At 63.8% G+C, this 14102-nt stretch carries 14 protein-coding genes; 7 read left to right on the top strand and 7 right to left on the bottom strand.

Features of this window, described 5'->3' with window-relative positions:
* Positions 1-30: 30 nt before the first annotated feature.
* The 3 genes from ABD742_RS03625 (at position 31) to ABD742_RS03615 (ending at position 2383) form a co-directional block, all read left to right on the top strand.
* Positions 31-288 carry a PspC domain-containing protein gene (locus tag ABD742_RS03625; protein ID WP_234749033.1) on the top strand — a complete coding sequence of 86 codons (258 nt, stop codon included), beginning with the start codon at positions 31-33 and terminating at the stop codon, positions 286-288.
* A 257-nt stretch (positions 289-545) separates the two neighbouring features.
* Positions 546-1571, top strand: coding sequence for an ATP-dependent 6-phosphofructokinase (locus ABD742_RS03620; protein ID WP_234749032.1), 1026 nt, complete (start codon positions 546-548; stop codon positions 1569-1571).
* An 80-nt stretch (positions 1572-1651) separates the two neighbouring features.
* On the top strand, positions 1652-2383 hold the full coding sequence (locus ABD742_RS03615; RefSeq protein ID WP_234749031.1) for a GNAT family N-acetyltransferase: 732 nt from the start codon (positions 1652-1654) through the stop codon (positions 2381-2383).
* An 80-nt stretch (positions 2384-2463) separates the two neighbouring features.
* Here the strand turns inward: ABD742_RS03615 and ABD742_RS03610 are convergent, their stop codons facing one another.
* From ABD742_RS03610 to ABD742_RS03580, 7 genes are all read right to left on the bottom strand, one after another.
* Positions 2464-4002 (bottom strand): DHA2 family efflux MFS transporter permease subunit, encoded by a 1539-nt coding sequence (locus tag ABD742_RS03610; RefSeq protein WP_234749030.1) that lies wholly within the window; start codon positions 4000-4002, stop codon positions 2464-2466.
* Between the two features lie 54 nt (positions 4003-4056).
* Positions 4057-4617 (bottom strand): PadR family transcriptional regulator, encoded by a 561-nt coding sequence (locus tag ABD742_RS03605; protein WP_234749029.1) that lies wholly within the window; start codon positions 4615-4617, stop codon positions 4057-4059.
* A gap of 90 nt (positions 4618-4707) precedes the next feature.
* Positions 4708-5121, bottom strand: coding sequence for an ankyrin repeat domain-containing protein (locus ABD742_RS03600; protein WP_234749028.1), 414 nt, complete (start codon positions 5119-5121; stop codon positions 4708-4710).
* Positions 5118-6203, bottom strand: a complete 1086-nt coding sequence (gene ygfZ, locus ABD742_RS03595; protein ID WP_234749027.1) for a CAF17-like 4Fe-4S cluster assembly/insertion protein YgfZ — start codon at positions 6201-6203, stop codon at positions 5118-5120. The genes ABD742_RS03600 and ygfZ overlap by 4 nt, the downstream gene beginning before the upstream one ends.
* Positions 6204-6225: 22 nt before the next feature.
* Positions 6226-6948, bottom strand: coding sequence for a flavodoxin family protein (locus ABD742_RS03590; RefSeq protein ID WP_234749026.1), 723 nt, complete (start codon positions 6946-6948; stop codon positions 6226-6228).
* Positions 6949-7038: 90 nt separating this feature from the next.
* On the bottom strand, positions 7039-7635 hold the full coding sequence (locus ABD742_RS03585) for a nitrobindin family protein (protein WP_234749025.1): 597 nt from the start codon (positions 7633-7635) through the stop codon (positions 7039-7041).
* Positions 7636-7801: 166 nt separating this feature from the next.
* Positions 7802-8536: a permease gene (locus tag ABD742_RS03580; protein ID WP_234749024.1), complete on the bottom strand. Its 735-nt coding sequence runs from the start codon at positions 8534-8536 to the stop codon at positions 7802-7804.
* A gap of 317 nt (positions 8537-8853) precedes the next feature.
* Here ABD742_RS03580 and ABD742_RS03575 point away from each other — a divergent pair, with 317 nt between their 5' ends.
* The 4 genes from ABD742_RS03575 (at position 8854) to ABD742_RS03560 (ending at position 14100) form a co-directional block, all read left to right on the top strand.
* Positions 8854-9552 (top strand): winged helix-turn-helix transcriptional regulator, encoded by a 699-nt coding sequence (locus ABD742_RS03575; RefSeq protein WP_234749023.1) that lies wholly within the window; start codon positions 8854-8856, stop codon positions 9550-9552.
* 242 nt (positions 9553-9794) lie between these two features.
* Complete coding sequence (gene mshD / locus ABD742_RS03570) at positions 9795-10766, top strand: mycothiol synthase (RefSeq protein WP_234749022.1); 972 nt, start codon at positions 9795-9797, stop codon at positions 10764-10766.
* Positions 10767-10870: 104 nt separating this feature from the next.
* On the top strand, positions 10871-13120 hold the full coding sequence (locus ABD742_RS03565) for an RNA degradosome polyphosphate kinase (protein ID WP_234749021.1): 2250 nt from the start codon (positions 10871-10873) through the stop codon (positions 13118-13120).
* 11 nt (positions 13121-13131) lie between these two features.
* Positions 13132-14100, top strand: coding sequence for an NUDIX hydrolase (locus ABD742_RS03560; RefSeq protein WP_234749020.1), 969 nt, complete (start codon positions 13132-13134; stop codon positions 14098-14100).
* The last annotated feature ends 2 nt before the right edge of the window (positions 14101-14102 follow it).

Raw genomic sequence — 14102 nt, 5'->3', positions numbered from 1 at the left:
AAAGCAGCCACAACAGGGAAGGCTCTAGCCATGAACAAGTTCTTCAGCATCGTACGGGGCCTCGGCCTTAAGCGCGGTCCGCAGCGTTTGATCGGAGGGGTTTGCGGTGGCATTGCCGCCAAACTCAGTGTGGACGTGGCCTACGTCCGGATTGGCTACCTGATCTTCTGCCTGCTACCCGGACCCGCCGTCGTGATCTACGTGGTGGCATGGCTGCTGCTTCCCAACCAAAGCGGCACCATTGCGCTGGAATCTTTCCTCACCCAGCGTTCGCAAGGCAAGAACTAGCACAGCCCGGCCCCGGGTTTACGGGCCTGCAAGTTCACCAACGCTCCGTCAACGCGGCGGGGCGCTGGGCTTGTTAAGCCAAGTTCAATAAGCCCGTCATTTAGTCCAGGCTTGCCCGTCCAATTTCCAAGTTGTTTCAAAAGTCTCATCCCCAGCGACGGTCATGTTTGTGTCCCACCCCACATTGCCCCCTACAATCGTTGTGAGCTCAGCGTGGCGCTCTGCACGTATACCTCCTAGCCAGGATTTGAGCCCTCATGAAAATTGGAATCCTTACCAGCGGTGGCGACTGCCCCGGACTTAACGCCGTCATCCGCGGCGCCGTCCTCAAGGGAATTGCCATTCACGGCCAGGAATTCGTCGGTTTCCGGGACGGTTGGCGAGGCGTCGTGGAGGGCGATGTCATCGACATTCCCCGCACCATGGTCCGCGGTATCGCCAAGCAGGGTGGAACCATCCTCGGCACGTCCCGCACCAACCCGTTCGAGAACGGCGGCGGGCCGGATGTCATCAAGGCCCACATGGACCGCCTCGGTATCGATGCCATCATTGCCATCGGCGGCGAAGGCACCCTGGCCGCCGCGAAGCGCCTTACCGACGCCGGCTTGAAGATCGTGGGCGTCCCCAAGACTGTGGACAACGACCTCGACGCCACCGACTACACCTTCGGTTTCGACACCGCCGTCCAGATCGCCACTGAGGCCATCGACCGGCTGCGCACCACCGGAGAGTCCCACCACCGCTGCATGATCGCCGAGGTCATGGGCCGCCACGTGGGCTGGATCGCCCTGCACGCGGGCATGGCCGCCGGCGCGCACGCCATCCTGATCCCCGAGCAGAAAGTCAGCATCGAGCAGATCACCGAGTGGGTCCAGGAGGCCCACGATCGTGGCCGTGCACCGTTGATCGTTGTTGCCGAGGGTTTTGTTCCCGACCACATGGAAGCCCCGCACTCCGAACGCGGCCTGGATACCTTCGGCCGGCCCCGCCTGGGTGGCATCGCGGACCAACTCGCTCCGGAAATCGAAGCCCGCACCGGCATCGAGACCCGCGCCACGATCCTCGGCCACATCCAGCGCGGCGGCGTCCCCTCGGCTTTCGACCGCGTCCTGGCCACCCGTTTGGGCATGGCAGCCATCGATTCCGTCGTGGAAGGCCGCTGGGGAACCATGGTGGCCCTCAAGGGCACGGACATCGAGCACGTGGGCTTCGAAGCTGCCCTCGGCAAGCTCAAGACCGTCCCCCAAAACCGCTACGACGAAGCCGCGGTGCTGTTCGGCTGAGCAGGTTCTTCAAGGAGCAGTCGGGTACCACCAGGTGCCTGCCTGCTCCTTCCTTCCAGGGACTGCATAGACTCGATGTCATGGAACTTGATGCGGGCTCGGCGGAAATTGTGCTGCTGGCCTGGGCCCGACATTTAGGGTTCGACGACGACGCCTTCAGTTTCGTCTCCGGCTCACCTGCTGCCCGCAACGGGGAGCGGTTGGTCCGGGAAGACGAAGACGCCGAATCCATTACGTTCGTGAGGCTCTTCGGCCGCTCCGCATTAGTAGCTCCGGCATGGGCGGCGGCCGCCGCCGTCGAGCTCTCGGACGATCAACTGAGCGAGCATTCCGCACTGTTGCGGATCAGTCGCGAACACGGTGGCCACGGGCTCGGGACGTCGGCGCTGCTGTTCGCCGACGACCTTCCCCTTTTCCAGCCGGGCGGCGAAGTCACCGTCTCCCACGGTCATCCCGAGGCGATCGAGTTGGAGGGCAGATGCCCTCCGGACGACGTCAACGAAGTCCACCTCTCAAGGATGGACCACCATTTCACCGTGATGGATGGCAACGAACCGGACCGCAAACCGGTGGCCTGCGGCGCCTATGCGGAGTGGCAGGGGATCCTCGCGGACATGGGCGTCCTGGTGCCGCCGGAATTGCGTCGGCAAGGGCTCGGAACCCTGGCTGCCTCGATCGCCGCCCACGAGGCACTAGCCTCCGGCCTGACGCTGCAATGGCGGACCGCGCTGGACAACCGGGGATCCATGGCCTTGGCCCGAAGGCTGGGATTCGTCGACGGCGGCATCCAGACTTCCGTGCTGCTCCGCTAACGCCCTCTCTCTGCCGCGAGTTGGCAGACGATGCCCTCAAAATCGCATTTTGAGGGCATCGTCTGCCAGTTCGCGCGGGACTAACGCCTTCCCTGGCTGCTGTCCGCCGGGGAACCTGCCTCGGACGTGGCTGCGGCAGCCGGGGAACCCCAACCCTGGACGGCTTTGGGTTTGCCGAACAACAACGCCGCTACTGCGCCCAGCAGAATCGCAAAGGCCGGCAGCAGGACCGACTGGCTCATCGCCGTCGAGAAGCCGTCATGCAGGAATTCAGGCAACTTCCCCGTGAATCCGCCTTCGCCTGCCGGGGCGGCACCTGGCGGGGCCGCGGGCAACTCGGCCGCGAGCCGGGACTGGATCAAGGCAGCAATCGCGGCCGATCCCAGCACCGCACCGATCTGGCGCGTCGTGTTGAAGACACCGGAACCGGCGCCGGCCGAACGCGGCGGGAGGTTGCGGGTAGTCGCGTTGGAGACCGGGCCCCAAATGAAGCCGTTGGCCACACCCTGGAGCGCGCTGGGCAGCAGGAACATCCAAATGGGGGTGTCCGGCTTCAGGAGGGTCGAGGTCCAGAAGAGTGCGCAGGACAGGCAGACGAGGCCGAAGGCGGCGAACCAGCGAGGGTTGATGCGGTCGATCAGCTTGCCAACGAAAGGCGCGAGCGCACCGGAGATCACAGCCATAGGGATCATGAGCAACGCGGACTGCGTCGGGGACAACCCGCGGACTACCTGGTAGTAGAAAATAGTGGGCAACGGGAACGCTGTGATGGTGAAGCCCATCGCCATGATGGTGGTATTGCCCAAGGAGAAGTTGCGGTCCTTGAACAGGCCCAACGGCAGCAGGGGTTCGCCGCCGCGGCGCTCCAGGAGCCACTGCCACAACACGAACACGGCAAGGACGACGAGCCCGGTGATGATCAGTCCCCACACGGTAATGGGCCCGGTGACGGTGCCCCACTTGTAGCTTTGGCCTTCCTGGATGCCGAACACCAGCAGGAACATGCCTGCTGCGGACAGCAGCACACCCAGGACGTCGAACTTGTGGCTGTGCGTGGTCAGCTTCGGTACCAGCCGGGTCACGAGGACGAAGGCAACGACGCCGATGGGAACGTTGACGAAGAAGATCCACTGCCAGCCGAGGCCGTCAACCAATACGCCGCCGAGGATCGGGCCGACAAGGATGGCCATGCCGGCCGTGGCTCCCCAGAGGCCCATGGCCGCGCCGCGGTGGTCCGGCGGGAAGATCCGGGTGATGACGGCCATGGTTTGAGGCGTCATCATGGCCGCGCCGATGCCCTGAACCACCCGGGCCGCGATCAGCATGCCGATATCGCCCGAGAGGCCGCACCACAGCGAAGCCAGGGTGAAGACCACGAGGCCGATCAGGTAGAGGTTCTTGGGCCCGAAGCGGTCACCGAGCCTTCCGGTGATCAGCAACGGCACGGCGTAGGCGAGGAGGTAGGCGCTCGTCACCCAGATGACGGCGTTGATATCGGTATGCAGGCCCTCCATGATCCGTGGGTTCGCCACGGAAACAATGGTGGTGTCGATCAGGATCATGAAGAACCCGACCACGAGGGACCACAGTGCGGGCCACGGTTTAGCTACGTGTTCCATGGGTTTCCTTTGACTGTGCTGAATTTCTTGCAAGGTGGTGCGTGGGATGGGCGGTCACCATGGCAACTGCCCGCTGCGGAGATCATTTTGGAAGCTGCGTATCCAGTCGATTTCCGTCCGCAGCATGGTTTGTTGGTACTTGACGTCGATCCAGAACTTGGGCTCGACGCCTTTTGCAGCGACAGCTTCTTCACCGCGGACCAGGAAGTCGAGCTGGTTTTCCAGGTTCGCCACGCGGTGGTCGAGGAGTTCGAGTACGACGCCGGACGGCAGGTTGTGTGCCTCGGCGATCGCGTGGGGGAAGACCGGGTATTCGTCCACGGGTTCCGCCAGCATGTTCTGGAGGCGCTCGGTCAGCGCTTCCCTGCCGGTTGCCGTGATTCGGTAAGTGGTGCGCTCGGGTCGGTTGCCGGCACGGTCAATACCTGTGGACTCGACCAAACCTGCCTCTTCGAGGCGACCGACTGCGTGGTAGAGCGTACCTGGCCGGACTTTGACCAAGCGGTCCTCGTGGCGGGCCATCAGGAGCTGGTACATCTCGTATGGATGCATCGGCGCCTCGACAAGGAGGGCCAATGCAGCGACGCCAAGTGGAGTCAGTGCGGCTCGTGCCATGTCCCCATCCTCCGTACGAACTATTCCACAACAACTATTCCACATGGAATATATGATCGCAACACAGCCGCCTCGGCGAGGCCGTCAATGCTATCCGAGCAGTCCGAGTATCTCCGTGCGCGCAAACATCCGGGCGGCCTCGCGCGCTGTCGGCGCACCGGCGTCGGGATCGGCCCCGGCGTCGATCAACACCCGGGCCACCTCCGTGCAACCCTTGAAAACTGCGCCGGCCAGCGGAGTCTGGCCACGGTCATTCGCTCCGTTTGCGTCGGCACCGTGGTACAGCAGAAGCTGAACGGTTTCAGCGTGGCCATGGTATGCGGCCAGCATCAGGAGCGAGTCGCCCGCGGCTGTCCGCATTCCAGCCGGCGCGCCGGCGTTGAGGTAGCTGCGCAGGACTTCCGAGTTGCCTTCCCTGGCAGCGTCGAACAAAGTGTGCGCCAAAGCAATGGCCTCGTCATCGGCACCCGTCGCTTGGGCTTCGGCGCCCGTCGTTTCGCTCATCGATGGGGTCCCTTCAGGAATCCAGTCTGGCGCCCCACGACCTGTCCGGCGTCGGGCGCAACGATTACTTCCTGGGCGGCCGGATAAGGCTCCTCACCGTCCAGCACGGTCAGCACTTCCTGCGGGTCCACAGACCGTTTGATAAGCGCCAGTCCCACGGCCCCCATTTCGAAATGCTGGGCCACGGATGTCAGCGTACCCACCTTGCGCTCTCCGGCAAATACGACGCTGCCGGGCGCCGGGAGGGTGTGCTGCGAGCCGTCCAATTGCAGGAAAACGAGCCGCCGGGGCGGGTGTCCCAGGTTGTGGACGCGGGCGATCGTCTCCTGGCCTTTGTAGCAGCCTTTGGACAAGTGGACCGAGGTCCGCAGGAGATCGAGCTCGTGCGGAATGGTCTTCTCGTCCGTCTCCGCGCCGAGCCGGGGACGCCAGGCGGCAATGCGGAGCGCCTCCGCGGCCAACGAGCCGGCGAGGGCCATGCCCTCAACGGCCGCTTCAAGCTCGTCCGCGGGAATGAGGTACTCGAACCAGGGACGCTCAAGGCCGGGATGGGAGCTTTCCTCCACCACGCTGTAGGAATAGCCGCCGACGCCGATGTGCGGCCACGGGTCCTCCCAGACGAGCCGTCCGGACCAGGCGTCAACGGGCTTGGTGGAGCCGACGACGGCCCAATCGGCCGACACGTCGGCCACCTCGACGCGCAACATGAACCGCATTTTGTCGAGCCACTCCGCCAGCGGGGCAGCCTCGGCGCCCTCGACCAGCAGCCAAGTGGTCTCGCCGTCGTCCACCACGCGGGCGTCGAATTCGATGCGGCCCTGGATGGTGAGGAGCAGCAGTTCGCTTGAGACGCGCGGCTGGAGGTTGGTCAGTTGCTGCGAGGAAAGAGTGTTGAGCCAGCTCAGGCGGTCAGGGCCGGTGACGGTGACAACGCCCCGGTAAGAAAGATCGACGACGGCGGTGCCGGCGGCGAGTGCGCGCTGCTCCCGCAGGGGTTCGCCGTAGTGGGCCGCGACGCCGGAGTCCTCGCCGCCGCCTTCTACAGCTCCGGGGCGCGACAATAGGGGGCTCTTGTAAGTCATATGTAGTAGAAGTCCTTGGTGCTCAGCGGTATTCCGGATTTTCAAAATCGAAGCGCGTGCCGGCTTTCCATTCATCCGGGAGATTGCCGTAGGCAGGAATGCCGCCCACATCCTTGAGCATCCGCGCGTAGTGGAGCAGGTTCCAGGTCATGAAGGTGGTGTTCCGGTTGGTGAAGTCGCTCTCAGGGCCACCGGATCCTTCGTCGAGGTAGCTGGGTCCGGGGCCGACCGCACCGATCCAGCCGGCATCGGCCTGGGGCGGAATGGTGAAGCCGACGTGCTGGAGGCTGTACAGGACGTTCATGGCGCAATGTTTGATGCCGTCCTCGTTGCCAGTGATGAGGCAGCCGCCGACTTTTGGATAGTAGGCCCACTGCCCTTTGCTGTTGAGCTGGCCCGAATGGGCGTAGAGCCGTTCGATCAGCTTCTTGGTCTGGGAGGAGTTATCGCCAAGCCATATTGGACCGGCCACCACCACGATGTCGGCCTCCAGGACAGCCGGATACAACTCAGGCCATTCATCCGTGGCCCAGCCATGTTCGCGCATGTCCGGATACACGCCGGCGGCAATATCGTGGTCAACCGTGCGGATCACCCGCGTGCTGACGCCCTGCTTCTCCATGATGCGCCGGCTGATGGCTATCAGTCCGTCGGTATTGCTCACTTGCGGGGATGGCTTGAGCGTCCCGTTGAAAAACACGGCCTTGAGATCGTCATAGCTGGCGGGTTTTGTTGCTTCGTTCACTTGCTACTCCCCTTTGGTTCGGACTGCGAAACGGGACGTTCAGTGAGATCTCTTCGGTGAGACCTTGAAGCCAGGGAACAAGCCCTTCTACTAGAGCTTGTTCAGGAAAGCCGAAGCATGGGCCTCGAGCGACTTACCCGGAGTGGACACATCCCAGCGCCACAACAGATTGCCATCCACGAGGCCGAAGATGCGCGTGGCCGCAGTGTATTCCTTCGAGTGGCCGCCGCGCATCACCATATCTGTGCTCAGCTGGATCTGCGGCCCCTTGATCTGGCCGTAGTACAGCTCGCTGATGCCACCGGGATGGGCGATCGTCACAGCGATGTCGAACCCGCCGTCCGCGTTCCGGTGGGCCTCGACGTCGTCGGCCGTCTTCAAAACGGGCACCATCTCCGCGGGAATCAAGCCGGGGCCGCCGTCGGCGTCGAGCATTTTCCGCTCCAGTGCCCAGAAGCCCGTTTCGACGGTGAGGGGCCGCAATTTGGTGCCGTCCTCGTCGCTGAGCCAGCTTTCGGCCCGGTACTCCAGATAGGGCAGACCGTGGTGGGTAAAGGAGACGTGCTGGATGAAGTGATCCGAGTCTTCTTCACCGCTTCCAAGCCGTCCCCGGCCTTCCCACTCACCAATGAGCCAGGAAAGGGGTACCAATTCAGGTGTCAGGTCGGAAGGGATTTCAATGGGCACAGCAATTACCTCAGTGGACCAGAAGGTACAGAAGCTCTACTTCTGGCCCTTGAAGAGACGGTAAACGACAAAACCAGCGAACCACGCCATCGAGAGGCTGGCCAGGCCGAGGAGGACAAGGAAGAAGATTTCAAATGCAAGTACGGACATGATGCCATCCTAACTGTTAGTAGATGAGTAGTTTGTCGATGAAGTAGCACAAGGCACCAACCGCCCAGACGGGCGCGACGCCCATTCCAAGGACAGCCGGGAAATTCAGGCGGCCGAGCCGAAGCGTCACCATCCGACGGAAACTGACCAAGACGGAGCCGATGACGACGCCCACCACGATGGCGGCCACGATCGCGATATTGGAGAACACCAGGCCTGCCAGTGGAGCCACCAACCCGGCCGCCACGATGCCCAAAGGCGCCACGACCCGGTCCGGCCAGCGCAACAAGCCGGCGAGGAGGGCGACCGCGGCGCTGAGAGCGGCGACCAACACCATTTCCTTGATCCCGTTGAACCTCGCCCCCGCAATCCAGCCCGCGCCAAGGCAGCTCAGCAGGACACCGGCGCAGCTACCAAGGGTGGATTCGAGCCGTTGGGCCTGACCGGTTCCGCGAATCAGCTGCACGACGAAGACCGCGATCACGCCTGCGGCGATGAAGGCGGGAGTTGCGTCGAGAAATCCGGGGGCTGGCACGAAACCGGCTGCCAGGGCTGAACCAGCACCGCTCAGCCCGATCACCGCTGCGAGGGTCTTCTTGGCGGGGACCGCTAGAAAATGGGGCCAACCGATGCCAACCGCGGCCGACGCCAGAATTCCGACGGCGACCAGCCCTTCCGTGGGGCCGTAAGTGCTGGCGACGAAAACCGCGAGCGCCACGAGGCCGACCACCCCGATGCTCCAAGACTTCACTGCGCCCCTGACCTCACTGTGTCCGTAACCTCGCTGCGCCCTCGACCTCACGGGGGCCCAGGGGGCCCCGTTTTGTTCCAGGTTGCGAGCAACCTCCTGCCAATCCTGCCTTATACGGCACAAATATGTCGCAAACAGGGGTTGAAGGTGACACGAATCCCTGACGTTGCAGAGGCCTTTGGGTATACTCGGTTGTCAACAGCGCTTCTTGTTGCAACGCTTCCGTTACAACGGAACCACGCCCCATAAGCAGCTACCGGCCGGTGGAAACCCGGTTCAGACGCCCGATGATGCGCGGACCGCCCATTGGAGGAACTATGTCGCACATCCTGCTCCTGACGAACAGCACCGGCTCGTCGGTAGACATCCTGCCCGCCTTGGAGCTATTGAACCACCGGGTCCACATCCTTCCGGCAGAGCCGACGGCCTTGCTCGAAACCGACCCCACCGACGTCGTTTTCCTCGATGCCCGCAAGGACCTCGTGGGAGCCCGCTCCTTGACCCAGCTGCTCAAAGCCACGGGCCTGAGCGCCCCCCTGATCCTGATCCTCACTGAAGGCGGCATGGCTGCCGTCTCTTCCGCTTGGTCCGTGGATGACATCGTCCTCGACTCCGCGGGGCCGGCCGAAGTCGAAGCCCGGATCCGCCTGGCCGTGGCCCGTGCCATCCCCGGCGAAGAGGAGGCCAACACCGAAATCCGGGCGGCCGGCGTCGTGATCGACGAGGCAAGCTATACGGCGCGGGTGAACGGGCAGCCGCTCAACCTGACCTTCAAGGAGTTCGAACTCCTGAAGTACCTGGCCCAGCACCCGGGCAGGGTGTTCACGCGCCAGCAGCTTCTCACCGAGGTTTGGGGCTACGACTACTACGGCGGCACGCGCACCGTGGACGTTCACGTCCGGCGCCTGCGTGCCAAGCTGGGCGTGGACCACGAGAACCTCATCAGCACGGTCCGAAACGTTGGCTACCGGTTGACGTTGGTCCGCTTGCCGGAAGACGAGCTCACGGAGGCCTAGGCTTCCGAACCTTCGAAACCCCAAGCTTCTGAAACACAGGGAAGGCCCGGACTCACTGAGTCCGGGCCTTCCCTGTGTTTGAGTGGAGGACATACGGGTCGAACGTATCGAGGCCACCCCACTGGTGGATCCCCCTCGTATCCTGCTTCGCGAAGCCGGACGAGATATAGACCTTACACGGCCAAGACAGTGCCCGCAAAATCCATCCCGCCAAACCGGCCGGAGACGTATAGCCTTGCAGCATGAGCCCTGCGCACCCGGAGAACTGGCCCGTCCTCGTCGTCAAAGGCGCGTCGGACAACGAGTTGTTGAAAGACATCAAGACGCTCGCCGCTGCTGCCGAGGAGTCGGACGGCAATCCCCCGCTGTCCGAACAGACCCTGGTCATGCTGCGCGGAGCCGATGCCGGCGACCACTCGGTGCTCGCACTGGCCCTCTATGCCCCGGACGAGGAGTCCGATCCCGCAAGCGGCCAGGATCTGGCGGGAATCGCCGTCGTGGTTGAAGCGGACGACGGGACCGGAGTCCTGGAAATGGCAGTGCACCCCAGCTACCGGAACCAGGGTGTCGCAGGCAGGCTGTTGGACTCGCTCCGGGACAGCCGCGGTCTTGAGGGGTTGAACGCCTGGTCCCATGGGAATCATGAGGCCGCCGCGGAACTTGCGGCGCGCTACGGCTACGGCCCGGCGCGCGAATTGTGGAAGATGCGGCTCATGTCCTCCACTGCGGAACTGCCCGACGCCGGCCTGCCTGAGGGAGTCTCACTGCGCGCCTTCGTGCCGGGTCAGGATGAGTCCGCCTGGCTGGCCGCCAACAGGGCGGCATTTGCCCACCATCCCGAGCAAGGGTCCCTGACCAGGGCCGACCTGGAAGCCCGGATGGCCGAGGACTGGTTCGATCCCGCAGGTTTCCTGCTGGCCGTGAACCCGGCGGGGGAACTGCTCGGCTTCCATTGGACCAAAGTGCACCCCCGGCAAGGACCCCATCCGGCCATCGGAGAGGTCTACGTCGTAGGTGTGACGCCTGAGGCCCAGGGTCTGGGGCTTGGCAAAGCGCTCACCGTTGCCGGAATCAGGTATCTCCAGAGCCACGAGTTGCACTCCGTGATGTTGTACGTGGACGCCGACAACACCGCGGCAGTCGCCCTTTACCAGAAGCTAGGCTTCGTACGCTGGGACGTCGATGTCATGTATGCGCCGTTAAGCCGGAAGTAACCCGGAACCAAGGCGTATCTGAAAGGCTAGGAAATCTAGGATTCCGGCACGTGGAATCCTTGTAGGGTTGAATCAAACCCCCGCGCTGAACGAAGGAGAGCCCGATGAACCCGGACCCGGTAGGAACCACCAAAACCGAGGTCAAGGGCGCAACCTTGCCTCCCCGCTTCGGATCTTCCGAAGTCCCGGCTGCGCGGGCAACTCAGGACCGCATCGACATTCCCGAATTTGCACCCTCCCTCGAGCCAGAAGGCGACATCACTCCGGACCGCTTCCTGGACCGCGAGCTGAGCTGGCTCGCCTTCAACTCCCGGGTTCTTGAGCTCGCGGAGGATCCGGACCTCTTCCTGCTGGAGCGGGTCAATTTCCTCTCCATCTTCGCCTCGAACCTAGATGAATTCTTCATGGTGCGGGTTGCCGGCTTGAAGCGCCGCATCGCCACCGGACTCGCGGTACCGTCCCCCGCCGGGCTGAGCCCCATCGAAGTCCTGGAGCAGATCGGCGATGCCGCCCGAAAGCTGCAGGAACGCCACGCGCGCGTGTTTGCCGAGCAGATCCGCCCCGCTCTGGCCTATGAGCACATCCACCTCATGCGCTGGGACGAACTCGACGACGAGGCCCAGCACCGCTTGAGCATTATGTTCGGCGAGAAGGTCTTCCCGATCCTCACCCCCCTCGCCGTCGATCCTGCCCACCCCTTCCCCTATATCTCCGGTCTTTCCCTCAACTTGGCCGTGATTGTCCGCAACCCCGTGAGCGACAAGGAACTCTTCGCCCGCGTCAAAGTTCCGGACCAGCTGCCGCGGCTCGTCTCGATCGACGGACCGCGTGCCGGCGCGGTCCCGGGCCGCGTTGCACGATTCATCGCGCTCGAAGAGGTCATCGCGGTGCATCTGGACAAGCTGTTCCCCGGAATGGAAGTCATGGAGCACCACTCCTTCCGCGTCACCCGCAACGAGGACGTGGAGGTTGAAGAGGACGACGCCGAGAACCTCCTGCAGGCACTTGAAAAAGAACTGCTGCGCCGCCGCTTCGGGCCGCCCGTCCGGCTTGAGGTCACCACCGACATCAACCCGAACATCCGTGCGCTCCTGGTGCGGGAACTCGGCGTCGAGGAATCCGAGGTCTACTCCGTTCCGGCTCCCCTGGACCTCCGGGGCCTGTCGGTCATCGGCGGAATTGACCGCGCCGACCTCCACTACCCGAAGCACGTGCCCCACACCTCGCGGTACCTGAACGAATCCGAGACGTCCAAAGCCGCCAACGTCTTCGCGGCGATGCGTCGCCGCGACATCCTGCTGCACCACCCGTACGATTCGTTCTCGACGTCGGTCCAGGCCTTCCTGGAGCAGGCGGCCGCGGACCCCAAGGTCCAGGCCATCAAGCAGACCCTGTACCGCACGTCCGGCGATTCCCCCATCGTGGACGCACTGATCGACGCCGCCGAGGCCGGCAAGCAGGTCCTGGCCCTCGTGGAGATCAAGGCCCGCTTTGACGAGCAGGCCAACATCTCCTGGGCCCGCAAACTGGAGCAGGCCGGCGTGCACGTGGTGTACGGCATCGTGGGACTCAAGACGCACTGCAAGTTGTCGCTGGTTGTCCGTCAGGAAGTGGATGGACTCCGCAGGTACTGCCATATCGGCACAGGCAACTACCACCCGCGGACGGCCCGCTACTACGAGGACCTTGGCTTGTTGACCTCCAACGAGCAGGTGGGCGAGGACCTGTCCAAGCTCTTCAACCAGCTCTCCGGATACGCCCCCAAGTCGACCTTCAAGCGGCTCCTCGTGGCGCCGCGCTCGGTGCGGTCCGGGCTGATCGACAGGATCGAGACCGAGATCCGCAACGCCCGCGCGGGGATCGCCGCCAAGGTCCAGATCAAGGTCAACTCCATGGTTGACGAGGCCACCATCGATGCCCTCTACCGGGCGTCGCAGGCCGGGGTAAAGGTTGACGTCATCGTCCGTGGCATCTGCTCGCTGCGCCCGGGGGTGCCTGGACTGAGCGAGAACATCACGGTCCGCTCCGTCCTGGGCCGCTTCCTGGAGCACTCGCGCGTGTTTGCCTTCGCCAATGCCAACGATCCCGTGGTCTACATCGGCTCCGCGGACATGATGCACCGCAACCTCGACCGCCGGGTTGAGGCCTTGGTGCAGCTCTCCAACCGCGAAGACACAGCCGAGGTCATGGACCTGCTGCGCCGTTACATGGACCCGGGCACTGCCAGCTGGCACCTCGACAACCAAGGCCACTGGACCAGGTTCCACCAGACCGAAGACGGCACGCCGCTGTTGGACATCCAGTCCTGGCTGCTTGCCTCCCGGTCCCGCCAACGTGCAGTTGCCCGGCGGTAGGCAGCGAAAAGTTGAAGAGCGATACACCTGTTGCAGACCAGACGGACCATCCCGGGGAGCCGATCGCCGTCACGGCGGCCGGCGCCATTCCTTGGCGCGTCACCAAGGGCGCTCTTGAGGTCCTGCTGATACACCGGCCTAAGTATGACGACTGGTCCTGGCCCAAGGGCAAGCTCGACGCCGGGGAAACCATCCCGGAGTGCGCGGTCCGCGAGGTCAGGGAAGAGATCGGCCTCAACGCTGCCCTCGGGATCCCGCTTCCTCCGACGCACTACCATGTGGCTGCCGGGCTGAAGGTGGTGCACTACTGGGCGACGCAGGTCAACGGGTCCATCATCAAGCCGGACGGCGAAGAAGTGGACGCCTACATGTGGGCCGCGCCGGACAAAGCGGCACGTTTCCTGAGCAACCCCACCGACGTGGGCCCCCTCCAGGCGCTGGCGAAGGCACACCTGAACGGTGAGTTGGAAACCTGGCCCCTGATTCTGGTCCGTCATGCCAAGGCAAAGCCACGATCCTCCTGGTCCAAGGCCGAAGGCAGCCGGCCGCTGGCCGTGACGGGCCTGCGGCAGGCGCTCGCTGTCGAGCGGCTTCTGGGCGTGTGGAAGCCCCTAAGGATCGTGAGCAGTCCCTGGGCAAGGTGCGTATCCACCATCGCACCCTATGCCAAGTCAGCCGGAGCCAAGGTGAAACTTGTGGAGGCCCTGACGGAGCACAATCACCAGCGGAGTCCGAAGAAGACGTCCGCCGTCGTCGAGGGCTTGTTCGACAAGCAGCGCGCGGTTGCGCTGTGCACTCACAGGCCGGCACTCCCCACCATCTTGAAGAAGCTCGGCGATCGCATGGGCCCGGAGCTTTACGAGATGCTGCCCGCGCAGGATCCGTACCTGGCGCCTGGCGAGATGATCGTGTGCCACGTGGCCCGGGGAAACGGCCAACGCGTAGTGGCCGTGGAACAGATCAAGCCCTTCGACGACTGACT

The organism is Arthrobacter ramosus, from assembly GCF_039535095.1.
GTDB lineage: Bacteria > Actinomycetota > Actinomycetes > Actinomycetales > Micrococcaceae > Arthrobacter > Arthrobacter ramosus.
The sequence above is the reverse complement of the archived record's forward strand: the minus strand, read 5'-3'. Positions and strand labels throughout refer to the sequence as shown.

What these genes read in the sequence shown, in the direction of transcription:
- ABD742_RS03620 (WP_234749032.1), top strand. Translation starts at nt 546, where the DNA reads ATGAAAATTGGAATCCTTACCAGCGGTGGCGACTGCCCCGGACTTAAC.
- ABD742_RS03610 (WP_234749030.1), bottom strand. Translation starts at nt 4,002, where the DNA reads ATGGAACACGTAGCTAAACCGTGGCCCGCACTGTGGTCCCTCGTGGTC.
- ABD742_RS03575 (WP_234749023.1), top strand. Translation starts at nt 8,854, where the DNA reads ATGTCGCACATCCTGCTCCTGACGAACAGCACCGGCTCGTCGGTAGAC.
- ABD742_RS03625 (WP_234749033.1), top strand. Translation starts at nt 31, where the DNA reads ATGAACAAGTTCTTCAGCATCGTACGGGGCCTCGGCCTTAAGCGCGGT.
- ABD742_RS03565 (WP_234749021.1), top strand. Translation starts at nt 10,871, where the DNA reads ATGAACCCGGACCCGGTAGGAACCACCAAAACCGAGGTCAAGGGCGCA.
- ABD742_RS03600 (WP_234749028.1), bottom strand. Translation starts at nt 5,121, where the DNA reads ATGAGCGAAACGACGGGCGCCGAAGCCCAAGCGACGGGTGCCGATGAC.
- ABD742_RS03615 (WP_234749031.1), top strand. Translation starts at nt 1,652, where the DNA reads ATGGAACTTGATGCGGGCTCGGCGGAAATTGTGCTGCTGGCCTGGGCC.
- ygfZ (WP_234749027.1), bottom strand. Translation starts at nt 6,203, where the DNA reads ATGACTTACAAGAGCCCCCTATTGTCGCGCCCCGGAGCTGTAGAAGGC.
- mshD (WP_234749022.1), top strand. Translation starts at nt 9,795, where the DNA reads ATGAGCCCTGCGCACCCGGAGAACTGGCCCGTCCTCGTCGTCAAAGGC.
- ABD742_RS03605 (WP_234749029.1), bottom strand. Translation starts at nt 4,617, where the DNA reads ATGGCACGAGCCGCACTGACTCCACTTGGCGTCGCTGCATTGGCCCTC.